19 protein-coding genes are annotated in these 25980 nt (G+C 42.4%); 2 read left to right on the forward strand and 17 right to left on the reverse strand.

The window, feature by feature from the left end; all coding sequences use genetic code 11:
* Position 1 precedes the first annotated feature (1 nt).
* The 6 genes from cysW to M0M83_RS13030 all read right to left on the reverse strand — a co-directional run bounded on the left by cysW (position 2) and on the right by M0M83_RS13030 (position 5409).
* Positions 2–862 carry a sulfate/thiosulfate ABC transporter permease CysW gene (gene cysW / locus M0M83_RS13005; RefSeq protein ID WP_125892135.1) on the reverse strand — a complete coding sequence of 287 codons (861 nt, stop codon included), beginning with the start codon at positions 860–862 and terminating at the stop codon, positions 2–4.
* A complete protein-coding gene (gene cysT / locus M0M83_RS13010; RefSeq protein WP_125892137.1) occupies positions 862–1692 on the reverse strand; it encodes a sulfate/thiosulfate ABC transporter permease CysT in 831 nt (276 codons plus the stop codon). The genes cysW and cysT overlap by 1 nt, the downstream gene beginning before the upstream one ends.
* Positions 1692–2714, reverse strand: coding sequence for a sulfate ABC transporter substrate-binding protein (locus tag M0M83_RS13015; protein ID WP_102137561.1), 1023 nt, complete (start codon positions 2712–2714; stop codon positions 1692–1694). Before M0M83_RS13015 ends, cysT begins: the two co-directional genes overlap by 1 nt.
* 424 nt (positions 2715–3138) lie before the next feature.
* The gene (locus M0M83_RS13020; RefSeq protein WP_125892139.1) at positions 3139–4038 is read right to left on the reverse strand and encodes a Dyp-type peroxidase; all 900 of its coding nucleotides are present in this window, start codon (positions 4036–4038) and stop codon (positions 3139–3141) included.
* Positions 4039–4280: 242 nt separating this feature from the next.
* Positions 4281–4886: an RpoE-regulated lipoprotein gene (locus tag M0M83_RS13025; protein WP_213913183.1), complete on the reverse strand. Its 606-nt coding sequence runs from the start codon at positions 4884–4886 to the stop codon at positions 4281–4283.
* A 91-nt stretch (positions 4887–4977) separates the two neighbouring features.
* On the reverse strand, positions 4978–5409 hold the full coding sequence (locus tag M0M83_RS13030) for a GNAT family acetyltransferase (RefSeq protein ID WP_004264887.1): 432 nt from the start codon (positions 5407–5409) through the stop codon (positions 4978–4980).
* Positions 5410–5545: 136 nt separating this feature from the next.
* On the opposite strand from M0M83_RS13030, the gene hemF reads away from it, so the two are divergent.
* Positions 5546–6463 carry an oxygen-dependent coproporphyrinogen oxidase gene (gene hemF / locus M0M83_RS13035; RefSeq protein WP_248466699.1) on the forward strand — a complete coding sequence of 306 codons (918 nt, stop codon included), beginning with the start codon at positions 5546–5548 and terminating at the stop codon, positions 6461–6463.
* Positions 6464–6621: 158 nt separating this feature from the next.
* Positions 6622–7758, forward strand: a complete 1137-nt coding sequence (locus M0M83_RS13040) for a M4 family metallopeptidase (RefSeq protein ID WP_185746904.1) — start codon at positions 6622–6624, stop codon at positions 7756–7758.
* A 119-nt stretch (positions 7759–7877) separates the two neighbouring features.
* Here the strand turns inward: M0M83_RS13040 and rluF are convergent, their stop codons facing one another.
* The 11 genes from rluF to M0M83_RS13095 all read right to left on the reverse strand — a co-directional run bounded on the left by rluF (position 7878) and on the right by M0M83_RS13095 (position 25773).
* Positions 7878–8747, reverse strand: a complete 870-nt coding sequence (gene rluF, locus M0M83_RS13045) for a 23S rRNA pseudouridine(2604) synthase RluF (RefSeq protein ID WP_248466700.1) — start codon at positions 8745–8747, stop codon at positions 7878–7880.
* Between the two features lie 163 nt (positions 8748–8910).
* Positions 8911–10389: a ribosome biogenesis GTPase Der gene (gene der / locus M0M83_RS13050; RefSeq protein WP_125892149.1), complete on the reverse strand. Its 1479-nt coding sequence runs from the start codon at positions 10387–10389 to the stop codon at positions 8911–8913.
* A 130-nt stretch (positions 10390–10519) separates the two neighbouring features.
* Complete coding sequence (gene bamB / locus M0M83_RS13055) at positions 10520–11692, reverse strand: outer membrane protein assembly factor BamB (RefSeq protein WP_125892150.1); 1173 nt, start codon at positions 11690–11692, stop codon at positions 10520–10522.
* Between the two features lie 20 nt (positions 11693–11712).
* Entirely contained in the window at positions 11713–12336 is a 624-nt protein-coding gene (locus M0M83_RS13060) for a YfgM family protein (protein WP_125892152.1), read from the reverse strand.
* 10 nt (positions 12337–12346) lie between these two features.
* Positions 12347–13624, reverse strand: a complete 1278-nt coding sequence (gene hisS / locus M0M83_RS13065) for a histidine--tRNA ligase (RefSeq protein WP_125892154.1) — start codon at positions 13622–13624, stop codon at positions 12347–12349.
* Between the two features lie 218 nt (positions 13625–13842).
* Positions 13843–14961 (reverse strand): flavodoxin-dependent (E)-4-hydroxy-3-methylbut-2-enyl-diphosphate synthase, encoded by a 1119-nt coding sequence (gene ispG, locus M0M83_RS13070; protein ID WP_125892156.1) that lies wholly within the window; start codon positions 14959–14961, stop codon positions 13843–13845.
* A gap of 173 nt (positions 14962–15134) precedes the next feature.
* Positions 15135–16079 (reverse strand): cytoskeleton protein RodZ, encoded by a 945-nt coding sequence (gene rodZ, locus M0M83_RS13075; RefSeq protein WP_125892158.1) that lies wholly within the window; start codon positions 16077–16079, stop codon positions 15135–15137.
* Positions 16080–16281: 202 nt separating this feature from the next.
* A complete protein-coding gene (locus M0M83_RS13080; RefSeq protein ID WP_125892160.1) occupies positions 16282–17463 on the reverse strand; it encodes a bifunctional tRNA (adenosine(37)-C2)-methyltransferase TrmG/ribosomal RNA large subunit methyltransferase RlmN in 1182 nt (393 codons plus the stop codon).
* 161 nt (positions 17464–17624) lie between these two features.
* Positions 17625–18050, reverse strand: a complete 426-nt coding sequence (ndk, locus tag M0M83_RS13085; protein ID WP_004264899.1) for a nucleoside-diphosphate kinase — start codon at positions 18048–18050, stop codon at positions 17625–17627.
* Between the two features lie 277 nt (positions 18051–18327).
* Positions 18328–20649, reverse strand: coding sequence for a peptidoglycan glycosyltransferase PbpC (pbpC, locus tag M0M83_RS13090; RefSeq protein WP_248466701.1), 2322 nt, complete (start codon positions 20647–20649; stop codon positions 18328–18330).
* 84 nt (positions 20650–20733) lie between these two features.
* Positions 20734–25773 carry an alpha-2-macroglobulin family protein gene (locus tag M0M83_RS13095; protein ID WP_248466702.1) on the reverse strand — a complete coding sequence of 1680 codons (5040 nt, stop codon included), beginning with the start codon at positions 25771–25773 and terminating at the stop codon, positions 20734–20736.
* Positions 25774–25980: the final 207 nt, after the last annotated feature.

Consider the following 25980-nt stretch of genomic DNA (forward strand, 5'->3'; position numbering starts at 1 on the left):
ATTAATGGACTCCTGATTCAGATTGCTGGCGACTTAAATGCCACTGCAATGCACTTTTAAGAATTAAGGTGATAATGGCCATGACAGCTAGGATCCCCGCAGCCGTAAACGCCCCTACCGTATTATAATCTTGATGCAATAATTCAACCTGCAACGGTAAGGTGTATGTTTCTCCACGAATAGCCCCGGAAACCACTGAGACCGCACCAAATTCACCAATCGCCCGGGCGTTAGTTAAAACGACCCCATACAAAAGCGCCCAGCGGATATTCGGTAAGGTCACACGCCAAAACATCTTCCACCCTGAGGCTCCCAGTAACACTGCCGCTTCATCTTCTTGGCTACCTTGGCTTAGCATCAAAGGCACCAGTTCACGTACAACAAATGGGCAAGTCACAAAAATGGTCACCAATGCCATACCTGGCCATGAAAACATCAGTTGGATGTCAAAACCTTCAAGCCATCCACCAAACCAACTGTTTGAACCATAAAAAAGTAAGTACAGCAAACCCGCGACAACAGGCGAAACCGCAAACGGGATATCAACCAAGGTTAATAATAACTGGCGACCGGGAAACTGAAATCGCGTCACTAACCACGCCATCATGGTGCCAAACACTAAATTTACAGGAACGGTAATTAAAGCAATTAATACTGTTAAACCAATGGCATGTAACATATCAGGGTCTGCCAAATTCAGTAAAACGGCATCTAACCCTTTTTGAAAAGCCGTAATAAATATCCAAACAATTGGAATGACTAACAGTAAAAATGAAAATAATAAACCTATTGCAATAAGTAGCCATTTTCCCCAGTTAATTTGAGTACGGCTAGCGGTGTGAATTGGTGTAATTTGCGCCATTACTTGCCCCCTAACCGTTTACCAAAGCGGCTTTGTACTAAATTGACACTAAATAAGAGTAACAATGAAACCGCTAAAATAACTGAGGCGACAGCACTGGCTGCCGGATAATCAAATTGCTGTAGCTGACTAAAAATCATTAATGAGACCACCTCGGTTTGCCATGCAATATTACCTGCAATAAAGATAATGGCACCGAACTCACCTAAACTACGTGTAAAGGATAAAACCGTCCCGGCTAATAGTGCCGGCGAAACTTCCGGCAATATGACACGGCGGAAAGTCTGCCAGCGGTTAGCCCCCAGGGTTTGAGCCGCCTCTTCGTACTCAGGTCCGAGCTCTTCCAGTACTGGCTGAACCGTGCGTACAACAAACGGAATACTGGTAAACGCCATCGCAACCGCAATTCCCAGCCAAGTATTCACGACTTTAATATCAAACTGCTGAAGATATTGCCCATACCAGCCCGAGGTTGCAAACAGGGTTGCCAATGTCAGCCCCGCGACAGCGGTAGGTAAGGCAAAAGGTAAATCCACTAAACCATCTAAGAACAAACGCCCAGGAAAACGATAACGCGTTAGGATCCACGCTAATAGCATGCCAAACACCGCATTAAACAAGCTTGCGACTAGCGCTGACAACAACGTCACTTTATACGCGGCAACCACTTGCGGGTAACTAATGACCGCCCAATATTGCTGCCATGTCATTTCTGATAATTGAATTACCAATGCGCTCATGGGTAATAGCAATATCAAGCAGGTATAAAACAGGCTGCTACCTAGCGTTAGTCCGAATCCCGGCAAAAAGCGCTTTCCTGAACGATCCATTAACGGCGCCCTTCAGCCATTAATTGGTCAAACTCTCCACCCGTCGCAAAATGAACCTCCATCACTTTTGGCCAGCTCTCAAATTGTGATTCAACGGTAAAGAGCTGAGTTTCAGGAAATTTAGCCTTATTTGCATTCATCACAGCTTTGTCATTCACTCGATAATTGTACTGAGTGATGATTTCTTGAGCCTGTGGGCTATAGAGATAATTTAAGTAAGCTTTAGCAACGTCTTCAGTCCCATTTTTCTGTACATTTTTGTCGACCCAAGCGACAGGAAACTCCGCTAAGATATCTACGGGTGGCACAATAACTTCGTAGTCTGACTCACCGTACTGAGAGCGAATATTATTCACCTCTGATTCAAAACTAATAAGGACGTCACCGAGCCCTCGCTCAATAAATGATGTCGTCGCGCCACGCCCACCGGTATCGAATACCTCTACATTTTTCAAAAACTGTTTCATTTGCTCACGGGTTTTTGCTTTATCATCTTTATTTTCCTGATTAAAAGCGCCCCATGCCGCAAGGTAGGTATAACGGCCATTTCCTGATGTTTTTGGATTTGGGAAGATTAATTTGACATCTTCGCGGACTAAATCATCCCACGTTTTAATTCCTTTAGGGTTTCCTTTACGAACTAAAAATGCCATCGTTGAATAGTAAGGCGAGCTGTTATTTGGTAAGCGCGCTTGCCAATCTGCTGGGATCAGATTCCCTTTCTCATGCAAAATTTGCACGTCAGTGACTTGGTTGTAGGTCACGACATCTGCTTTCAAACCTTGTAAAATAGCTAAGGCCTGCTTAGATGAACCTGCGTGTGATTGCTTAATCGTGAGTTTGTCGTCAGGGTGAGCCTCATTCCATTGCTTTTCAAATGAAGGGTTCAACGCCACAAATAATTCACGGGCAATATCATAAGAGCTATTAAGTAGTTCAGCGGCAACTAATGGCGAGCTCCCAAGTAATGATACCGTTGCTAAACTCGCTAGTGCTGTTTTTTTCAAAAATGATTTTTTCATTCCACACCTGTTCGTAACTAAACCCAAATGGCTAACATTAAAACCACTGTATATGTTTTGGTTATAACTGTGTAGCTATCAATCACCTTTTTATATACCAAATTGGAATAACAAAGAAATGAACGTCATAAGCAGGAAAATTAACTGATTTTTTAATTAGTTAGTGATATGAATATTACTCAATGGAAGGGCATTCTATAAGTTAAATCATTACTAGGAAGTCAGTCGGCATTAATGACAATGGGTTAATAATAGAATAAATACAAATCATTATGTTTAAATTGCTAGTATAAATAGTGACTCTAAATAATTTGTGTTACAGCTAGGCGGCAAGGAAGATTAGCCCTAGGAGCATACAATAGTATGTGACTAGGGTAATCTTACGTAGCCAACAACGCTGTAACACAAAGAATGACGAGTAACTCTAAAGAGACGTCAATGTCTCAATCGACGGAGCATAGTAATAACTCCCCGAAACGGCTTTCGTCATACGCAGCAAATCATCGTATTTACCGTCTTTTTCACCGAACATGCTTAATAATTGCTGTTCAATATTGTGTAACCTTGCACAATAAGCGATAAAGAATAAACCATGTTTGCCGCTTGCTGTGCCATATGGCAAGCTGTGACGCATAACTGAAAGCTCTTCGCCCTCTTCTTCTATCACCACGCGTGAGACATGAGAGGTAACATTACGTACATCTTCATCTAATTCAACGCTATCTTTTTTCGTACGGCCAATCATTTTTTCTTGTTCATGTTCCGAAAAACGATCCCATTTTCTCAAATCGTGTTCATAGCGTTGGACTAAAACATAGCTTCCGCCTTTATCTTCACCATCTTCGATTAATGTGACTTCCGCGATTTCTTCACCTTGTGGATTTTCTGTTCCATCAATAAAACCGCTTAAATCCCTATCATCTACCCAACGAAAACCATGAATTTCTTCAACCACAGAGATGGATTTACCAAATGCTTTTAAAGCTGCCTGTGCTAATGAAAAATTAATATCATGACGCAGTGATTGAATGTGAATAAACATATCCCGCTGAGTGGCGGGAGCAAGCCCTTTCCCCAGAGTTTGAAATGGTTTCAATTCAGGGGCACTATTTGCCTTACCGAGCTGTTTCCAGATGTCAGAGCCAAACGCGATAACGGCACCAAGACGATCGTCTGGATATTGCGCTTGTAATTTGGTTAAAGCCTCGACAAAGCTTTTACATCCAGACTTAACTTCATCCAGAGATCCCTCTTGCACTTGCGCTTCAATAAAAATACCAAAACGGCTATGTTCTTTCAAAATACCACTTTGAGAATGAGACATACGGTAAACCTCGTAAAATGAATATGTTATATAACCTATTTCTTATATAAACGATTTTAATAGCTTATCTTATCGTCATGATGTTCACCTTGTTTTAACGCAAGGGAATATAGGTTTCCGGTCTATTATAAGAAAGAAAATTTAAGAAAGGGGAAATTTCTTTGAAAACAAGGAAAAAGAAATACTAACGGAAAAATATCGCCAGTATGAATAGTCCTGGCGATATCATTAACGAAATGAACCTATTTATGCCAAATAATCTGTGATATTTGCCATGTTTTCAGGTCATCATCTGAAGGCATTAGATCTTCTGGACCTTGCCATTTACCTGTAAACCGGTAAACCACTTTACTTGATTGCGGTGAATTACATTCAATTGTCGGAACGTCATTTACACGCTCACCTAAGCCGCAGATACCAAATGCTTTTTGATAAATTTCGCTAAATTCAGTACCAATCGTAGGCCCCCATTCAGTTATAATATCTGGGTCATTCACGGTAATTCGTGATACATAACCATGTTCAGGGCCAACGATTTCTAATTTTACTTCATTATCATCCATTCCTTGGAAAACTGTGACCACATCCCCACTTTCCATTTGCATACCGCTGCGTAATGTATAGCGGTCATTGAGTTGTTTCTTAATGATATCCGCTTGCATTGGTGTAAAATTTGTCACTTGGCCAAGCCCTGAGTCAGAAACCACCAGCGGGCCACTAAACCAAGTCGACGGTGAAAAAACCTTCACACCCGCACACCCTGATAACAGGGCTGCTCCACAGAGTAGAGAAGCCTTAAACAACGGCGATAATCCATTATTACTATTCAACTTTGCATGTTGGGACATATCATCCTCTTTTATGAGTCGCATAATGCATATTGTGACAATCTATTTATTAAAACATTCCCATGAATAGTTAAATAAATAGTCAATTAACTTAAAAATCCGTTTCGTGCGTTAATTTTTTCGAATAAATTAAACGTTCAGGTTGTTCTTCTTCATACAACATTTTTTCAAACATACAGATAGCCGCATCCGACTCTTCACTCACTAATAGCTCTATTCTTCCGCAACCTCTGGCGATCAGTTTCTTTTCTAGTCGGCTCACTAGTGCGTTAGCGATACCCCGTCCACGGTATTCAGGATGAACGGCAAGGTAAACAGCGGTGCCGCGAATGCCATCATACCCTCCCATAATGGTGCCAACGACTTCACCGGCAACTTCAGCCACTAAAAATAAGTCTGCCCCACACTGTAATTTGCGTTCGATATCGAGCTCAGGATCCCCTGAAAATTCATTGAGAGAACAGCGCTCCCAGAGTGTCAGGACATCTTCATAATCACTTTGCCGAAAGACTCGTATTTCCATATTATTTGCCTGCTTAACCTAATCTTTCTGCCATTATCTCTGCTTTTACGACACAATCAATATTCAATATGCCTTTCTTCGTACAAAAGGGTATACTTTAACCATTATTTTTTACCTATGGTTCTATTATAAAACAATGAATTACCCAGATATTGATCGCGTAAAAAGCTATTTGCAAAGCTTGCAAGAGACAATTTGCCAAAAAATCACTGAGCTAGATGGTAAAGAAACTTTTCTAGAACAAACATGGGAACGCTCTGAAGGTGGTGGAGGTCGCAGCCGGGTACTAACTAAAGGGGCACTATTTGAACAAGCTGGGGTGAATTTCTCGCATATTAAAGGAGAAAAATTACCTGCATCGGCTTCTGCACATCGCCCTGAACTTGCAGGTCGCAGCTACCAAGCAATGGGCGTCTCTCTCGTTATTCACCCGCTCAATCCTTATATTCCAACAACCCACGCTAATGTCCGTTTCTTTATTGCGGAAAAAGAAGGTTGTGAGCCCGTTTGGTGGTTTGGTGGCGGCTTTGATCTCACCCCTTTCTATGGTTTTCATGACGATGTCATCCACTGGCACACCGTTGCTCGTGATTTATGTCGTCCTTATGGGCATGATGTTTATCCTAAATATAAAAATTGGTGTGATGAATATTTCTTCCTGAAACATAGAAATGAACCTCGTGGTGTTGGCGGCCTATTTTATGACGACCTTAACCAAGGTGGGTTTGAATCTTGTTTTGACTTCACCCAAGCAGTTGGCAATGGCTTTTTAGATGCTTATGTGCCTATTGTTGAAAAACGCCGAGAGTATTCATGGGGTGAACGAGAACGCCAATTTCAATTATATCGCCGTGGCCGTTACGTAGAATTCAACTTAGTGTGGGACAGAGGTACATTATTTGGCTTACAAAGTGGAGGCCGAACAGAATCCATCTTAATGTCAATGCCACCGCTTGCTCGTTGGGAATATGACTATCACCCAGAACCGAATAGCAAAGAGGCCGCTCTCTATACTGAATTTTTAATCCTAAATAAAGAGTGGGTTTCGCCATAATTAATGACACTGGTTTATAAATTAAGGTAGAAAGATAACTGTTCTACCTTTCTAATATAAAATAACAGCAATTGACTTTAAAGCTTATATATCAACTAGTTACAAAATTATCACAACAGATTATGATTCCATTTCACCCAACTGAATGGAGTTATAATATGAATCAATTTTTAGGCCGTTCGTTACTCTCACCTTGTTTATTGGCCAACTTAGTAACTAAAGCAGGTCATAATGACTTAAAATCAACGCTCACACATATCAATGATATTATGAGCCGAACCTATTCACATGAAGATGCATTACTTCATCGCAATAATCTTTCATCTTGTCCTATAGATACAACAGGAAAGCGTTATAACCGCTTTATTCGTGACGCTCAAGTCCCCGTTCCATATAAGCACCACTGGCATTCCGACCTACCAATCTGTGAACGTTCAGGGCTTTCTCCTGATAGTCATATGCCACATGATGATTATGCTGTCATTATGTGCGAAGACGACACTCAAGCACCCTCAAGACCCGCGGGGCAAGTATTTAATTCAATTGGCGTTATTCGCACCTTTTTTAAGGAAAAATTAAATATTGATCAAATTTTTGGCTGTTCTGCTGATATTAATGCGGTTATTCATTATGGAACAAACTATGCTAACGCATTTTGGAATTCTCAAGCTATTTTCTTTGGTGACGGGGATGGAATCGTTTTTGGTCCATTCTATAACGACATTGATATAATCGCTCACGAACTTGCTCATGGTTTTATTAGTTCAAAAGCTGATTTTAGATACTCTTTCCAGTCTGGAGCACTGAATGAGTCCGTCGCGGACGTACTTGGGATTATGGTGAAGCAATATTTGAACAATGAAACCGCGGATACATCCAGCTGGTTGCTTGGTGAAAATTTATTTATTGACCAAATAAATGCGCCTGCACTGCGTTCGATGATAAATCCAGGCGACGCTTATTATCTTTCTGATGACATTAGAGATCCACAAGTTGGCCATATGGCTCAATATCAAGATTTACCTATTTTTATTGATAATGGTGGCGTACATATTAATTCAGGCATTCCAAATAAAGCCTTTTACCTATTAGCCAAAAGCCTTGGCGGCTATACATGGGATATTGCGGGTAAAATTTGGCTTGAGGCCGTATCTGACAAACGCGTAACCTCGAAGGCGACCTTCATCGAATTTGCAGATGCAACGATCCGTGCAGCTAAGAAATTGTTTGATGATAATATCGCACAAAAAACACAACAGAGTTGGCTAGATGTTGGGTTGAAAGTTAATCTGTAGTAATCAATATCACTAGACAACATTAAACTATTTAAGATCCATTTTCTGAAAAACTAAAGGCCGATATTAAAGAGCATTCGCTAACTCTTTCAATCAGCCTTATTAACCAAACCTGCACGTCAACGTTTTTTCTTTTTTCTACCTGGTTGTGTAAATTTTTTACGTGTCGGGTTTTCTGTTTTTGCTTTTGGTTTACTTGGCGATGCTTGCTTTGTATTCCCTTTAGTCGCAGAAGTGGATTTCTTTGGCTTTTTCAATTTCACGTCTGACTCAGATTTTTCCATCATATCAAATAATTCAATCAGTTCGTCATCCGTTAAATCTCGCCACTCACCGACAGGAATACCAGTCAACCTGACATTCATGATACGAACACGTTCAAGTTTAGTGACGTCAAAACCAAAATGCTCACACATACGACGAATTTGACGGTTTAACCTTTGCACAAGCGTAATTCTAAAAACAAAAGGCGCTTCTTTCTTAACCTTACATTTTTTAGTCATTGTACCGAGGATCGGGACACCAGCCCCCATGCCACGGATAAAATCATCTGTAATGGGTTTATTGACGGTAACTAAATACTCTTTCTCATGAGAGTTTCCAGCCCGTAAAATTTTATTCACCAAATCCCCATGATTAGTGAGAAAAATTAACCCTTGAGAGTCTTTATCTAAGCGGCCAATTGGGAAAATTCGGGTGCTGTGATTAACATAATCAACAATATTATCTTTTTCGCCACTCTCCGTCGTACTGACAATACCGACAGGCTTATTGAGTGCGATTAACACTAAATCTTCTTCATTACGCGGCTCAATTAATTGCCCATTAACTTTTACTACGTCACCCGAAAAAACTTGGTCGCCAATTCCTGCACGCTTACCATTAATAAATACATTACCTTGCTCAATATAACGGTCAGCTTCACGTCTTGAGCAAATACCACTTTCACTAATATATTTGTTTAAACGTGTAGAAGAACGAGTATCCATAATTTCCCTCAATTACTTATCCCCCTGCAGCCCTATTTTTATCTATTTTGGCAGCACAGGCACAATGTTAATTTTCCAAACCTTCGAAGTCAGTAATATAGTAAAAAGCCGTAACATCATAATTTTGTTACGGCTTTTTATAAGGTTAATAAACCTTAATTAACTAACGTTTTTTCATATGTTGCATTAAACGTTTACGCTTACGTAATTGCGTTGGCGTTAATTTATTTTTCTTATCTGCATAAGGGTTTTCACCCTCTTTAAACAGAATTCGAATTGGCGTTCCCATCACTTGTAATGAACGACGGAAGTAATTCATCAAATAACGCTTATAGCTGTCGGGTAAATCGGAGACTTGGTTACCGTGGATCACCACAATCGGTGGGTTGTGCCCACCTGCATGCGCATATTTCATTTTCACACGACGACCACGGATAAGCGGTGGCTGGTGCTCATCTTCAGCCATCTTCATGATGCGAGTTAACAGTGCCGTACCGACTCGACGAGTTGCTGACTCGTAAGCTTCTTGCACTGATTCAAATAGGTTCCCCACCCCACTACCATGCAGCGCAGAAATAAAGTGAATACGCGCGAAATCAATAAAACCAAGACGCAGTTCAAGCATGTCTTTTACGTGTTCGCGATCTTCTGGTTTCATACCGTCCCATTTATTGACCGCAATCACCAATGAACGTCCCGCATTGAGGATAAAACCAAGTAAAGACAAATCTTGGTCTGAGATACCTTCACGTGCATCAATAACTAATAATACGACGTTCGCATCTTCAATCGCTTGTAATGTTTTAATTACAGAAAATTTTTCGACTGTTTCTGTGACTTTACCGCGTTTACGTACACCTGCTGTGTCAATCAGGATATATTCACGCTCATCGCGTTCCATTGGAATATAAATGCTATCACGGGTTGTCCCAGGCATATCAAACACGATAACTCTATCTTCACCCAATATCCGGTTGGTTAATGTGGATTTACCTACGTTCGGACGACCAACAATGGCTAATTTAATCGGTAAAGTTGTTGGGTCAAAGTCATCTTCTTCATCTTCATCAAGCTCACCTTGTGCTTCTAATTCAGCCCAATAAGCCGCATTTTCTTCTTCTTCGGTCAGCTCAACGTCTTCTTCGACTTCACCAATAAACGGTTTCAACGATTGTTCTATTAACTGAGTAACACCACGGCCGTGTGATGCGGCGATAGGATGAATTTCCCCTAAGCCAAGAGAGTAAAAATCCCCAATTGCCGTTGTGACATCAATACCATCTGTTTTGTTTGCAACTAAATATGTTTTTTTCTTGCGACTACGAAGATGTTTGGCAATACCTTCGTCCGCAGGCATTAGCCCAGATCTTGCATCAACCATAAACAGAACAATATCGGCCTCTTCAATGGCTTGCAAGGACTGTGCGGCCATGTGCGTTTCTACGCCTTCCTCAGTCCCATCGATACCACCCGTGTCGATAATAATGAATTCATGCCCTTCAACTTCAGCACGACCATATTTGCGATCACGAGTCAGACCGGGAAAGTCCGCTACTAATGCGTCACGGGTACGGGTTAAACGGTTAAATAACGTGGATTTTCCTACGTTTGGACGCCCTACCAGCGCTACGACGGGTATCATTCTTAGATGCCTCACAACTTTTATTAACTAAAGGAATTCTGAGGCTTTAACTCAGAAAACAAAAAAACGAAACGGCTCCTGTCTTCAGGAACCGTTGATTTTATCGATAAATTGGCGGTTTGTCAGAAAATTAACGTGTTAACAGGTAAACTGTTCCGTTTTTTGTCTGAACCATTAGCTTATCACTCGCAACGACTGGGCGACTGTGAATACCGGAGCTGTTTAATTTGTTTTGCGCAACAAACCCACCCGTATTCATATCTAACCAATGCAGGTAGCCTTCTTTATCACCGACAACAAGGTAACCATTATACATTTCTGGCGCCGATAACCCACGATTTAACAGGTCTTCCTGTGTCCATAGCGTCACACCGTCGCTTTTACGAACAGATAATACGCGGTCATTTTGATCTACGAGATACAGGTTTTCACCAGACATCACCATGTTATTGATTGAGCCCAAATCACGTTTCCACAGAATTTGACCGGAACGCATATCCAGTGCCGCCAATGTGCCATTATAAGCAATCGCATACACTTTACCGTCATCAATAATTGGTGTCATATCGACATCATTTAAGCGGCCGATTTCTGTCGAGCTTGTCACTTGCGAAATACGTTGTTGCCAAATTAATTGACCTTGAGACAACAGCACTGCACTAACACGACCGTTATCCCCACCGACAATCGCAGCACCAAAAGCCACCGCAGGAGCAGATTCACCACGTAATGACAACGATGGAGTATCCATGTTAACGGTCCATTTGATTTCACCGCTATTGACATCTAAAGCTTGCAGTTGACCATTACTGGTGTGAATAATAACAAGATCGTTACTCACTACCGGTTTAGAGAGGGCTTCACCTGCAACTTCGACATCCCAAACAACTTGGCCATCTTCTTTGTTCAGAGCAATTACGGTTCCGCGCTCTGTACCCACAAAGATTTTGTCGCCATCAACAGTTAAACCGCCTGACAGTAACGCAGACAAGTTAGCAGAAAGAAAACCTGTTCGTTTAGATAAATCGACTGACCAGAGTTCTTTACCGCTATCGAGTTCAAAGGCTTTAACTAAACCTTTGCGGTCTGCTGCATAAACCGCTGAACCGTCCCAAGCAGGTGATAATTCAGAATAAAATTGTTCAACACCATTTCCGACAGATTTATCCCAAACAATTGATGGGCTGAATTGATTTTCAACCTGTGGAAGTGGCGCCATGATAATAGAATCAGTTTCGCTGGAACAACCGGCAAGTAAAGCTGAAGCGACTAGGCCAACTAAAAGTGTTTTGCGCAACTGCATGTTTGTCGTTTCCTTTCTTCTTATGAATTAGATACGTTGTTCAACTTCAGAGTCAAAATACCTCTAATAGATTGAGAGCCTTCACTTTCTAACCCCTGAGCGTAAGCCGCTTTCGCACCTGCTTTATCGCCCTTATGGAGTAAAGCATCACCACGGACATCCTGTGCCGTTGCTTGCCATGATTTACTTTTAATATTTGCAACTGAGGCTATCGCGCCATCAGCGTTACCTTGAGCCAATTGGACTCGCGCTAAACGCAGGTTAATTAAATCTTGCATATCTGCGGTTTTTGCCTTCGCTAGTGCATTGGTCAAAGCAGTTTGTGCGTTAGCTAAATCACCTTTATCTACAGCAATTTGCGCAAGCTCTAAACCCATCATCGCACTGTATACATCGTCAGTTTCAGCCGCGAATTTTTGTGCTGCAACAATACCTTGTTCTGAACCCGAACGTAGCTGAGTGTTTACTGCTTCAAACTTTTGAGCGCTTTCTTGCAGTACATTGATTTTATGTGATTGCCAGTAGTTCCAACCAAATACACCACCAACACCAATTACGAGGCCAACAACTAATGCCACGCCATTATTCGCAAAGAAGCGTTTAATCGCATCGACTTGATCATTTTCGTTTGTATAGACTTCCACTTGTCTCTCCTTAACCTAATAACTCGGCGATGCGTGACGCCATAAGTTGCTGCGAAATGGTTTCTTGTACGCCTGTGCGTAAATCTTTCAATGTGACTTGGTTATTTTGAATTTCATCTTCCCCCAAGATCAGAGCAATTTTAGCGCCTTGTTTATCCGCTCTTGCTAACTGTTTCTTGAAGTTACCACCACCATGGTTAGTCATTAACCGCAGTGTCGGGAGTGCATCTCGCACTTTTTCGGCCACTAATATCGCTGCTTGTTGGCTATTTTCGCCAAATGAAGCAAGATAAACATCAGCTACTGAAGCATCCGCTGTAAATTCAGGATTCACTTCTTGAACTAATAACACCATGCGTTCCATACCCATGGCAAAACCCACTGCAGGTGTTGCACGACCGCCTAATTGTTCAACTAAGCCATCATAACGGCCACCCGCGCAAACTGTACCCTGTGAGCCCAACGCCGTTGTTACCCATTCAAAAACAGTGCGGTTATAGTAGTCAAGACCACGAACTAAGCGCTGATTAACACGGTATTGAACACCAGCGGCTTCTAACAGCTTGCATAAGCCATCAAAATGCTCACGTGATTCGACATCAAGGTAATCAAACAGTTCAGGTGCATCATTCAATAAAGTCTGAACGCCTTGATTTTTGGAGTCCAAAACACGCAGAGGGTTCGTATACATCCGGCGTTTACAATCTTCATCCAGCTTGTCTTTATGCTGTTCTAAGAAAGCAACTAGAGCCTCACGGTAATTAGCACGCGCTTCTAATGAGCCAATCGAGTTCAGCTCTAATGTCACATGCTCACTAATACCTAACGCTTTCCACCAGCGTGCTGTCATTAAAATCACTTCGGCATCGATATCCGGGCCAGCAAGCCCAAAAACTTCAGCTCCTAACTGGTGAAATTGACGATAACGACCTTTTTGTGGACGCTCATAACGGAACATAGGGCCTAAATACCACAAACGCTGTTCCTGATTGTACAGCAAACCATGCTCAATACCGGCACGGACACAACCTGCGGTATTTTCAGGGCGTAATGTCAGACTTTCATCATTACGGTCATTGAAAGTGTACATTTCTTTTTCAACGACATCCGTCACTTCACCTATCGCTCTGCGAAATAGCGGGGTCTGCTCTACAATCGGGGTACGAATTTCACTAAAACCATAACCCTGTAAAATATTTTTTAATGTTGCTTCGATTTTCTGCCATACACGCGTGTCAGCTGGCAAGTAATCATTCATGCCGCGAATGGCTTGGATATTTTTTCCCACTTTATTTCTCTATTTTCAGAATTACATAAGTTTGATTATAAGAGCGAAATATCATCTGGTTCAATCAACAAACATCAATTACTGATACTAATCGGGATTTATCTGTCAATTTGTACGGTGAGCGACCGATTTTAGAAAAAAATGCGGATAATTGATATAGTGTTTGTTCTAAATACGCCAAACGACTCTGCAAGTCGCTTGGCATTAAACAGACAACATTAATCTTTTAAGTTGACTTCAATCCGTCTACTTTCATCCATCATCGCTGCTTTAGCTCGAATTTTAGCCTCTAACTGGTCGATAATATTGTCATTATCAAAGCGCTCTTTTTGACGTTTACCGTCTTCATAAAAACCGCTCTTGGTTTTTGCACCTGCAACACCTAAGGTCGACACCTCCGCTTCACCAGGGCCATTAACCACACAACCAATAATCGACACATCCATTGGTGTAATGATGTCTTCTAAACGCTGCTCTAATTCATTCACGGTACCTATCACGTCAAACTCTTGCCGTGAACACGTTGGACAAGCAATAAAATTAATGCCACGCGAACGAATACGCAGTGATTTTAAGATATCAAAACCGACTTTAACCTCTTCAACCGGGTCTGCTGCTAAAGAAATACGCAAGGTATCACCGATACCTTCAGACAGTAGCATTCCTAAACCAATTGCCGATTTTACTGAGCCTGCACGTGCACCACCGGCCTCGGTGATCCCTAAATGCAGTGGTTGATCGATTTTATTCGCTAATAAACGGTAGGAGCCGACAGCGAGAAACACATCTGATGCTTTTACACTGACTTTAAACTGGTCGAAATTTAGTCTATCTAAGATATCCACATGGCGCATTGCTGACTCAACTAAGGCTTCAGGTGTCGGTTCGCCATACTTCTCTTGAATATCTTTTTCAAGGGAACCACCATTGACCCCAATGCGAATAGGAATATTGTAATGGCGTGCACAATCAACCACTTGGCGAATTCTTTCTTCGCTACCAATATTACCTGGGTTAATACGCAAGCAATCAACACCGTATTCGGCCACTTTTAATGCAATACGATAGTCAAAATGGATATCAGCCACCAGAGGAACACTAACTTGCTGTTTAATCAACTTAAACGCTTCTGCCGCATCCATCGTAGGAACAGAAACGCGAACAATATCCACACCAACACGCTCAAGTGATTTAATTTGGCGGACAGTGGCTTCGACATCAGTTGTGCGGGTATTGGTCATTGACTGGACAGCGATAGGTGCGCCATCGCCTACTGGTACGCTGCCTACATTAATACGAGTGGATTTACGTCTTTTTATCGGTGATTCATTATGCATTTTTGTTTAATTCTCCGAACGTCCATGTGCTCTTTGTTACCGTGGTACTCTGTGCTACCGAGGTATAGTTTTAACGATTATTTTTATACGCTCAACTATACACAAGAAAACAAACCATAGCCTATCAAAAAAGATGTTTTCGGATATAGTTTGCTTCATTTTGTCTTTCTAATTTAGGCTTCAGGTAATTTCAATTTTGCCGGACGTTTCGCTTTAATGAAGCGGCTTAAGTCAACGTCATTACCTTGGAACTGTACCGTGACATTTGCTGGCGCACCGATGTTCAAACGATAAGGCTGCGGGCCATCAAGTTCCAGCTTATCACCATTATTTTTGGTGCCACTAAATAAGATTTTATTATTCGCATCACGAATTTCTAACCAGCACTGGCCAGTAAAGTTCAAGACCAAAGCTTGGCTGCTAACAGCAACAGAGTCAGTCGTTTCTGTATTTTGTGTTCTGTCTAATGCAACGGAAGATTGCGGTGCATTAGGTAATGGAATGGTTCTGACTGGCTCGGTAATAGTGTCTGTGGTTAAGACAGGCTCTTGGGCTTGTAATTCAAGCGTATTTTCCTGTACGACAGGGGCTGTGTCAGTTGAGACAATCTCTGTTGAAGTCGACAATTCAACCGGGGTTGCGCTGTTATCTTGCTGAGACAAAATCAAATCATTTTGATTTGCCATTGAAACTAGCTCATTTTTCTGTGCGTTATGATCTTGCCACCACCATACACCGACCATTGCAATCAGTACAATCACAATCAACCAAGTCAGTTTCATTAACCAACCTTCACGCTTTTTACGTTTTTTTCCTAAAGAATAGCTTTGCATAGGAGAAACTTTGGCTAATGTGATAGGTTCTTCCGTTTTCAGATACGCCTTTAATTCATTTTCTGGTATGCCGACCATTCGAGCATAAAGGCGAATATAACCACGTAAAAATGTCGGTTCGACACCAGCGGGTGCAATGTCTTGTTCTATCTCTTTTACCGTACTGATTTTAAGGCATAATCGTTCTGCAACAACATCTTGGGTTAGCCCCATGCGCTCACGTGCTTGCATCAATAATTGTCCGACTGTCGTCGTAGTCTGTTCGGTATTATTTTCGATAGTCATTTGCTGGCAACACTATTTCCAAGTTTAAAATATATAAAGCAAGCATTGAGCAGCTTTATTCGTCAATAATTTATCATCATGTTGAAACAACAATTAAATTTTTCTTATTGCTTCTACTATTGTAGGTGAACAAAGGCGTTTTGCCTAACTCTAAAACGCCCTAAATCATAACCTAATTCACTGATTCAAACATATTTATAAATCAGACTGTTTTTACCTGAATAGGTTCCCCTGCTAAACGTTTTTTCAACGTCCGCTTTGTTCTGTCGATCACGTCGCCAGCAAGTTGTCCACAGGCAGCATCGATATCATCACCGCGTGTTTTACGCACTATTGTGGTAAAACCATATCCCATCAACACTTTACAAAAACGGTCAATACGGCTATTCGAACTTCTACCGTATGGCGCTCCTGGGAACGGATTCCATGGGATCAAGTTGATTTTGCTCGGTGTGTTTTTTAAACATTCCGCTAATTGATGTGCTTGCTCAACACTGTCGTTAACGTGATCTAACATCACATATTCAACGGTTACTCGTCCTGCATTGGCATTCGATTTTGTTAAATAACGATTCACACTGTTGAGGAAGGTTTCAATATTGTATTTTTTATTAATTGGAACAATATCGTCGCGAATATCGTCTGTTGGCGCATGCAACGAAATCGCTAACGCAACATCAATCATATCGCCTAGCTTATCCAGTGCAGGTACAACACCCGATGTTGAAATCGTTACGCGACGCTTAGATAATCCAAAACCGAAGTCATCTAACATAATTTCCATGGCTGGAACCACATTATTCAAATTTAATAATGGCTCACCCATTCCCATCATTACGACGTTGGTAATTGGACGACGTCCACTGGATTTCAGTGAACCAATAATTTTGGCAGCACGCCAAACTTGCCCAATAATTTCTGAAACACGTAAGTTACGGTTGAAACCTTGTTGCGCCGTAGAGCAGAATTTACATTCCAATGCGCAACCAACCTGTGAAGAAACGCACAATGTTGCACGATCTGCTTCTGGGATATACACAGTTTCAACCAGTTGGTCACCCACTTTGATGGCCCACTTGATGGTACCATCTGATGAACGTTGTTCATCAGCGACTTCTGGCGCACGGATTTCTGCAACTTCTTTCAGTTTTGCTCTAAGGACTTTATTAATATCGGTCATTTGGTCAAAATCATCATAGCAATAATGATAAATCCATTTCATGACCTGATCCGCGCGGAACGGTTTTTCACCCATTTGCGCAAAAAATTCGCGCATTTGTTTGCGGTTTAAATCAAGTAAATTCGTTTTTTGGTTCGTTTTTTCTGGTGTGACAGAAATAGCGGAAGAAGTTGCACATTGTGCATCTGTCGTCATATCAGACATGGTGTATTGCCTCGTTGTTACACTTTCGGCAGTGCTAATGATGAATATAGCACGACGTAATTTTTGCGGTCTTAAAAATATAATCGCCCCGCTAATTATAGCAGGGCGTCGCATTGTACAAACTTTATAACAATAATGCTAATGCATTAGTTAAAGAAGTCTTAGCGCGGGCAGATTTCATCAGCAGTGAAGAAATAAGCGATTTCACGGGCAGCAGATTCTTCAGAGTCTGAACCGTGAGTTGCGTTTTCAGTGAAGCTGTCTGCGTAATCTGCGCGTAAAGTACCCGCTAATGCGTTATCTGGGTTCGTTGCGCCCATCAGGTCACGGTGACGTTGGATTGCATTTTCACCTTCTAACACTTGCAGCATAATAGGGCCTGAAGTCATGAATTCAACCAGACCTTCAAAGAAAGGACGGCCTTTGTGTTCAGCGTAGAAGCCTTCAGCTTGCTCACGAGTTAAATGCATCATTTTAGCCGCGATAATAGTGAAACCCGCGCTTTCAAAACGGTTGTAGATTGCACCAATAACGTTTTTCTTCACAGCGTTTGGTTTAATAATAGAAAATGTACGTTGAACAGTCATAAATAACCTCTTAGCGATTCATTAGGCCTTTATTCTTTATTCTTCCCTGTAACTTAGGATTCAAGAACTTAAAATAGGCATGTTGTAGTTTTTTATATTATTTCTAATTCTATTGTTAGGCTTTTAAACTTCAAAAGCAACCCTATCTAGGAAAAAGAAAAATAAGGCGATGATTATAGGGGCTCTGATTACAATTTCCTACAGTCACAACAACATTTTGTTAAACTTTTTATAGCAAAAAACACTATTTTTTCGGGTAAGTCACATTTTTCCTCTATTACTTCACTCTAAAGCTGATCGCCGTTACTTGGCCACTTAAATCTAATACCGAAATTTGGTAGTTTCCACTTTTATCCAGTGTTAGCAAAATAGAACCGTTTTGTTCGGTTGTATTCACTTGTTCTCCATTTAAAAACCACCATTTCTGCCCTTGTCCACCTTGTGTGATTAAACGTAAATCTAAGCTGGTTTTTCCAGGTAGACGCTGTAAAACTTCCCCATCACGGATACCAGAAATCAATAATGGCGGCATTTCTAACTTCATAGGAGGACAAGCTGGATCCACTTTTGGTAACCGATTCTCCCGTTTTTCACTGTTTGGCAACCATGACTCCACCGTAATTGGCCATAAATGCACTTCTTTTTCTTGGGCATTCGGGCAATCAGCGGCAACTTGGCGCCCTTTTTCATTGACCCAAATTTTTTGTCTTAATCCTAATAGTGACTCTTGGTCTCGCGCCATTAAAGTCGGTGGGATTGTATTATCTAAGATCCAGCTAAGACGCCTTTGGCGGCAATTATTGTCATCTTTCAGTAATGATGTGCCTCCCGGCCAGCAAATCACCGCTTGGCTTACACTTGCAGGCTTCACATCTTTTGGTAACGGCTCATGAGATTGGTAAATTTTGCTCAGTAACATGCCATTTATTTGATTCATGATAGGGATCGCTGTAGCAAAACCTAACTGCCCTGCAACAGGTGTGGCATCTGGCCGCCCAACCCAAACACCGATGGTATAACGTGGGTTAACACCAATTGCCCACGCATCACGGTAACCATAACTGGTCCCTGTTTTCCATGCCAAATTTACTTGCCCTGATAAGTTAGTATCCGGTACAGGACGCGCCTCTCCGCCCATAATGCGGCGCACAATCCACGCAGCTCCCGGTGACATCAATACCCTATCGCGAATTTCATCCGTTGGTTTAAAGCGCAGCGGTGACACATAACCTTTTCGCGCAAATGCGCTGTAAGCGGAAACCAAATCTTCCATCCGTGTGGCTGTGCCACCTAAAATTAGCGATAAATTTGGCTCGCTGCCTAACGGAAAGCGCAGTTCAGTCCCAACATTGCGAAGTTGAGCCGTAAATCGTTTACTGCCATACACGTCTAACAACTGCACTACGGGTAAATTCAATGAGCGAACTAATGCATCACTGGCACTCACAGGGCCATTAAAACCACTGTCAAAGTTACCGGGACGATAATCATTAAAGCGCCGCGGAACATCTTGTAATAACGATTCCGCGTGGATGAGGCCATCATCCATCGCTAATGCGTATAAAAATGGTTTTAACGTTGAGCCGGGGGAGCGCCAAGCGCTTATCATATCGACATGCCCAAAACGGCTATCATCTTGGAAATCAATGGAGCCAATATACGCTTTCACAGCCATATCCGTATGATCGACCACCAAAATCCCCAATGATGTTTGTTTTGGCAGTTGGTTTTTCCAATTCATTGCCATATCTTCCAGCTGCCTTTGTAAACTGGCATCGATAGTGGTTTCAATGATGGACTCTTGCGCACCTTTGGTCACCCGCCTTGCCAGCAAGGGAGCTGAATGTGGATTTTTTCGCGGTGCTAACCAAATTTGTTCTTGTTTAATATCCGTAACTTTTTCAGGGCTCCAGACTTGGTATTCTTCTAATCGGTCTAACACCTTATCTCGAGCAGCTTGTGCCCTTTCTGGATAACGATCTGGCCTTAAGCGACTAGGGGCTTGAGGTAGAACAGCAAAAAGCGCAGCTTCGCTTGCTGTTAATTTTGCCGGTGACTTATTCAAATATACCCAGCTAGCGGCCCCAATCCCTTCAATGGTTCCACCATAAGGCGCGCGGTTTAAATACATCTCCAATATTTCATCTTTTGAGTAGTGATACTCAAGCTGTGCTGTACGCCAAAGCTGTTTCAGCTTACCGCCCAATGTTCTTTCATGAGGGTCAATTAGCCTTGCGACTTGCATCGAAAGGGTACTACCACCTGACACAATACGCCCTGAGCTCACAAACTGCCCCGCAGCCCTAACTAACGAAAACGGGTTTACTCCCGGATGACGATAAAAATGGCGATCTTCATAGGTTAATAACGCTTCGATAAAATCAGGGGAAACCTCTTCGAGTGTAACCGGAAAACGCCAAATACCCTCTTTGTCTGCAAAGCGCCACAATGGTGTACCATCTGCTGCAACCACGGTTCGTGCCATTTCAATTTGCTTAAGCGGCAACGGCCAGATTTTATCAGCCGCTAGAAAAGCCAGTGGCAAAATAATGACCAACAGAACCAGTGTGATGCCTGTGCGACGTAACCATTTTTTCATTGCTGGGAGTACCAAAAATAAATTAAAAAGAGCCCTTATACTTTATATATAAGGGCTTTATATAAGGGCTCAATTTAGCGGTGATTAACGGACGATTTCTAATTGGCCATCAGAGTAGCCTGTCGCTCGCCAATCAGGGACATACATTGATTCCACTTGTGGGACAGGAATACTGTAAACACCTGGAGTGACCGCACGTGCCAAGTAAACTAATGTCGTTGGTCGATATTGCTGAACTTCAACAGCAGCTACAAAACGGTCATCACGGTATTCCATATGGCGAATTTGTGATTGCTGCATATCATCAATCAGTTCTTGCAAGTTTGGTGCCGAATCACTTAAGTTTGCACTGCTATTCGCTAAGTTTTGGTTTTCCAACTCTAAACCTGCTGGCAATAAGTCAACCACTAACGCATCTGGCACACTTTGGGATGCCTGAACTTCCAGCTTAACCACCACCATTTCACCGCTTCTTAGTCTATCTAATGAAATGCGATTGCCTTTCATATCATAGTAACTGCGAGTGATACCTAGTACGTTGGAACTTGGTTTCGGTGAATGTTGTGGATAACCCACTACGTTTAAGCGTGTATATAGGGTATTGGTTCCACTGTTTTCGATGCTATAGCCTGTTTCTAATTGACCTTTGCTCAAGAACTCACTCACAGGTTTATCTGAAACCATCGGAGGTTCTTGGCCATTAATCGTTGCTTTCCATGGGGCTTCACTTTCATTTAAGTAGAAACGGCCGGCTAAGTACAACGCGTTGCTCTCTTGTGTCGAGAAATAACGTTGAGAAGTCAAGTTATTAGACAAGGTTTGCAGTTTTTGATCGCGCGATTTTGGCATTAAATTATATTCATTTAACAGCGCAACAATCATCGCATCATCACGGATCACTGAGCCGTAGTCCCCGACATAACTGTAGCGATTACGTTGTTTTTTCAGTCCGTCAATCACCGCGCTCTCACCACGTGATTTATCCCCCATCAAGTTCAACGCAACGCCTAACTGTACAAGCGGCAAGCCACTCGCGGCATGATCTCTTTGGTTATAAAGTTGACGTAATGCTCCTAAAGGCGCTTTTTGCTGTGACGCCAACACTAAGCCTGCATAAGCTTGAGTTGCGAAACGTGCACCTGCCTGATTTTCCGTATAAGGATAATTGATTTGGTTGCCATCTTGTAAATAGCTCAATAAGCGCGTGTTCGCGTTACTGATAGCTTCTTGGGGAACCGTAAACCCACGCTGATTCGCTTTATTCAAGAAATCTGCTGCATATGCGGTTAGCCAATACTCTTCGCGGCCGTTTCTATCCCACAGCGAGAACCCGCCATCATTACGTTGCATACTTAACAAATGCGGAATACCAATTTCAATCGCTTTATGGCGGTCTGCATCCGTTTGCGTTTTAATCCCTATTTTATTCAGCTCAGCTTGAGTTGAGAATAATGATGGATATAACCCGCTGATAGTTTGCTCCAAGCAACCGTATGGATAAGCAAATAACTCTCTAATATAACGAGAAACATCTAACGGTGGACGGCTCGTTAACAGGACCTGTCCTTCAATGGTATCCGGCTGTAGGCCCGCAATTTGGTTAATTGGCAGCGCCCATGAAGTACCTGGCTCAATCGCGGTTGCAAACGAAACGGTTTCTGCCGGTTGTGCCGGACGAACACCCACTTTCCAACTGTTGCTGTAATCTTTATTGGCTTCGCCTTGAATGTTAATGCCATTAATGGTCATCGACACTTCGCCTTCACCAAAGCCGTAGTCTGCTTTGACTGGTAAGTTAATCGTGGTGCGTTTGCCTTTCGGTAACGCTAGTTCACGGCTACTGACACCATCAAGTTTCACCATTCCTGATGCCTTGAAATTAACAGTCACATTCTGCGTGTTATCCGTCATATTGGTCAAATCAAGTGCAAAATAAGACTTATCACCGCCAGCCATAAAGCGTGGCATTGACATTTGTGTCACTAATGGTGCCGCGACAATCACTTTGCTATCCGCATGGCCGAACTCTTTTTCATTCCATGCTTGCGCCATTACGCGGAGTTCGCCGTTAAAATCAGGGATAGCAAGGCTAATTTCACCTTCGCCGTCTTTATTTAATGTAACAGGCTTAGCCTGCTCAGCAATAATTTGCACTTCAGTGAGTGGCTTCATACCACCACGCTCTAATGCAGCCTCTTCACTGTCACCACCAAAGCGTAGGTTAGCAACCTTACCTTGGCCTTCGATTAAGTGACCATAAACGTCATATTGATCAACACCATAGCGTTTACGACCAAAGAAAGCGTCATAGGGGTCCGGTGTTTTGAAATCCGTGATATTCAATACACCTGTATCAACTGCGGATAACAACACATTCACTTTTTCAGGTAACGGTTTGCCGTCTTGTGCGGTCGCTTTAATTTTTACCGTCAAGTCTTGATTAGGACGCATTTTGTCTGGCGTCGTTAGTGCCAACGCTATTTTACGATTTTCATCTGCAATCGGTAAATGCAAGACACCCACAGCACGTTTCACCGTGGCTTCTTTAGAGTCATCTCCTGGGCGAACCACAACTGCTGAGACGTAGAGGTCATGACGAGCCCACTCTTTATTGACAGGGATCTCAACATCTAAGCCTTTTTCTGGCACATCAATTTCTTCCCACCACAATGGGCCATTACTCGATTCGAGCAAGATGTACCCTTTCCCTGCTTTTGGTGATTCAATACGAACTTTGGCTTTTTCACCCGGTAAGTACGCAGGCTTATTCAGACTAAGTTTCACTTGGTCAGGGCGAACTGAGCCACTTCCCCCCGTATTATCTTGCCATGAATACCCCGCCCAGAACTGGACGCTAGAAACGAGCTGATTCTCTGGGTTGACGACTTCTAAACGGAATGCGCCCCAATCCACAGGGAAGGAGACTTTCGCTGTACCGTCTTTGGCGATGGCAATATTTTCATTCGCCATAATGAGGTCTTTTTGGTCATAATTTGAAGACCAGCCACCACTTTCAGACCAACTCCAATAATAATCACGGCGTTCGTACACTAGACGCGCTGTTAAGTTTTCTGCCGCCAGTTTATTACCCGCTGCATCTGCCATGACTAATTCAAACTCAGCTAACGAGTTTTCATCCACATTATGACGTTTGACATAACGGTCTGTGCGGTAATCATAAATTTCTTTTTTGGCAAACAATGGGCGAATACCCACCAGTTTTTCCGCTGGCCAAATCGCTTGCTCTGCACGACGCGTCACCGGACGGCCACCCGCTTCAAGCAAACTTGCTTGTAAAACAGCTGAAATCGGTGAACGTGTTGAACTCCAATTACTGTTTGGAATTGAAATCACCGTTTCACCGTTGCTGTCCAGCGTCAGGTCAAACTCATCCAACTTACGTGGTAAGCCCTCTTCGTTGACAGCACCGAATTCAAAGCCCGGTAATTTTGCTACCGCTTCGCGATTGGCCTTTAACACAATTTGGCCTTGTAACTGGTTATCTGCCGCTGGCGCACCATATAAATAACGCCCTTGAATATCAAAATCCACGGATTGATCCGTTAAACGCGGCACATCGCTGCCAACGATTTCTAACGCCATACGTTCAGGCATGAAATCTTCAACATTAAATTTGTAATAACGCTGTGGCGAGCCATCACCTAAATCAAAGCGCAGTGACCAACCGCCTGTCTCTGCATTTTTAGGGATTTCAAATTGATATTGATATAGCCCATTTTGGTTTTCTTCCGGCTGCCAAACAAAGCTGCGGACTACTTGCCCATCCGTTTTTAATACATCAACTTTAACGGGCTGAGTTTTAACCGGATTACCATCACCATCACGCAATAAACCATTGACCAGTAGCAATTCCCCCGGTCGATATAAATCACGTGGCCCAAAGGTGAAAAATTGTTTTGCGTAGCCTTCGGGGCCTGAAATATCGAATTCAGATAAATCAAGTGCTGGCTGAGTTAAATCAATCATACTGGTTTGCCCTTCGTGGGTTGCCAGTAATAGTTTTCCGCCCGCTAATTTATCTAGCTGGGCATGACCATCGCCATCTGTCGTGCCTTTTGTCACTAACTGGCCTTTTTCATCCAAAATACGCAGCTCAACACCTTTAATTGCAGTGCCTTTCGCTAAGGATTGGGTGAAAATGTCGACACGGTCTTGGTAACTGTGCAGCGACACACCAATATCACTCAATGTGAAGACGGTCGCAGGGAATTGGTAACTATAGCTGCCTGCTTTTTGCATGATGGCCAAATATACGCCGTCTTGCTGCAACTCTTTGATATCTTTCAATGGCAGTAAAATCGTTTGGCGGGTATTTTTATCTGGATTTAAGTCAAAGCGGCCAGTATAAGCCAGCTCCACTTTGTCGAGGAATTCTTCTGAATACCAATATTCATAATTGCTGCGGTATTGCCATTGCGCTAAAAACTGCGGCAATTGTTTTTCATTCACACGGAAAAAATTGACGTCAACTTTATCAACGTTCAAGGCGATCACAGGTAAGCCTTGGGCAACCTTACTCGGTAATAAGGAGCCTTTGCTAGCAAAACCAACCGTTGGGATGATTTGCGCTGTGGTCAGTTTTTTCTCAAAACTGTCGGCCAGTGTACGCTCATTAACCGCTTTAATACCCGGGTTAATGGTTAGATTTAATTCTTTAGAGGGGGGAAGGTGGCGAAAACGTAGCTCCATTTGGTTATCAGACAGCTCCCAAGCGCCATCTAACTTACCCGCTTTAACATCAATAAGGTTAATAAACTGGCCGAAGTCTTGGTTGGCTTGTAATGGCACGGAAAATGTCACCACCATGGCACTCGCACCATCAAGCTGTAATTCAGATGCATCCAAAATAGTTAAATCTTTCCCTGCATATTTTTTTATCATTTCTTCAGTGGAAAGTTTCGGTGCTACTTTTTTCTGCTCTGCAACTGGCGCTGTTTTGGTTTGATTTTCTGGCGCTGTGGTTGAAACATTTGACTCATTTTTGGTTGTTTCTTCTGCATTATCACAACCAGTTAATGCCACTACCGATGCCAATGCCAGTGCTAAATAACGTTTTTTGGTTTTGAGACCCGCCAATGAAGCCCAACTTGATTGTTGTTTCATTACCGCCCGCCCTTTAATTAGTTAAATGTGTTCTCTTTTTAAGGTTTTAACAGAAGGTTAAAACCGTACTATATACCTTGAAATCGCTTAAAATACACACAGATAAATGCTGCTGATAGTGTTTCAATTATCGATATAATTTAACAGAATGTGATAAAAACACCTATCAGACAAAACGGAAAAATGATGGGAGAGAAAAACAGCAAA

This window comes from Providencia rettgeri, from assembly GCF_023205015.1.
Lineage (GTDB): Bacteria > Pseudomonadota > Gammaproteobacteria > Enterobacterales > Enterobacteriaceae > Providencia > Providencia rettgeri_E.

Coding starts and splice junctions, on each gene's coding strand:
- cysT (WP_125892137.1), bottom strand. CDS start 1,692: ATGGATCGTTCAGGAAAGCGCTTTTTGCCGGGATTCGGACTAACGCTA.
- ndk (WP_004264899.1), bottom strand. CDS start 18,050: ATGACTGTTCAACGTACATTTTCTATTATTAAACCAAACGCTGTGAAG.
- M0M83_RS13030 (WP_004264887.1), bottom strand. CDS start 5,409: ATGGAAATACGAGTCTTTCGGCAAAGTGATTATGAAGATGTCCTGACA.
- rodZ (WP_125892158.1), bottom strand. CDS start 16,079: ATGACTATCGAAAATAATACCGAACAGACTACGACGACAGTCGGACAA.
- cysW (WP_125892135.1), bottom strand. CDS start 862: ATGGCGCAAATTACACCAATTCACACCGCTAGCCGTACTCAAATTAAC.
- bamB (WP_125892150.1), bottom strand. CDS start 11,692: ATGCAGTTGCGCAAAACACTTTTAGTTGGCCTAGTCGCTTCAGCTTTA.
- rluF (WP_248466700.1), bottom strand. CDS start 8,747: ATGGATACTCGTTCTTCTACACGTTTAAACAAATATATTAGTGAAAGT.
- hemF (WP_248466699.1), top strand. CDS start 5,546: ATGAATTACCCAGATATTGATCGCGTAAAAAGCTATTTGCAAAGCTTG.
- M0M83_RS13040 (WP_185746904.1), top strand. CDS start 6,622: ATGAATCAATTTTTAGGCCGTTCGTTACTCTCACCTTGTTTATTGGCC.
- ispG (WP_125892156.1), bottom strand. CDS start 14,961: ATGCATAATGAATCACCGATAAAAAGACGTAAATCCACTCGTATTAAT.
- M0M83_RS13095 (WP_248466702.1), bottom strand. CDS start 25,773: ATGAAACAACAATCAAGTTGGGCTTCATTGGCGGGTCTCAAAACCAAA.
- M0M83_RS13025 (WP_213913183.1), bottom strand. CDS start 4,886: ATGTCCCAACATGCAAAGTTGAATAGTAATAATGGATTATCGCCGTTG.
- der (WP_125892149.1), bottom strand. CDS start 10,389: ATGATACCCGTCGTAGCGCTGGTAGGGCGTCCAAACGTAGGAAAATCC.
- M0M83_RS13080 (WP_125892160.1), bottom strand. CDS start 17,463: ATGTCTGATATGACGACAGATGCACAATGTGCAACTTCTTCCGCTATT.
- M0M83_RS13020 (WP_125892139.1), bottom strand. CDS start 4,038: ATGTCTCATTCTCAAAGTGGTATTTTGAAAGAACATAGCCGTTTTGGT.
- pbpC (WP_248466701.1), bottom strand. CDS start 20,649: ATGAAAAAATGGTTACGTCGCACAGGCATCACACTGGTTCTGTTGGTC.
- M0M83_RS13015 (WP_102137561.1), bottom strand. CDS start 2,714: ATGAAAAAATCATTTTTGAAAAAAACAGCACTAGCGAGTTTAGCAACG.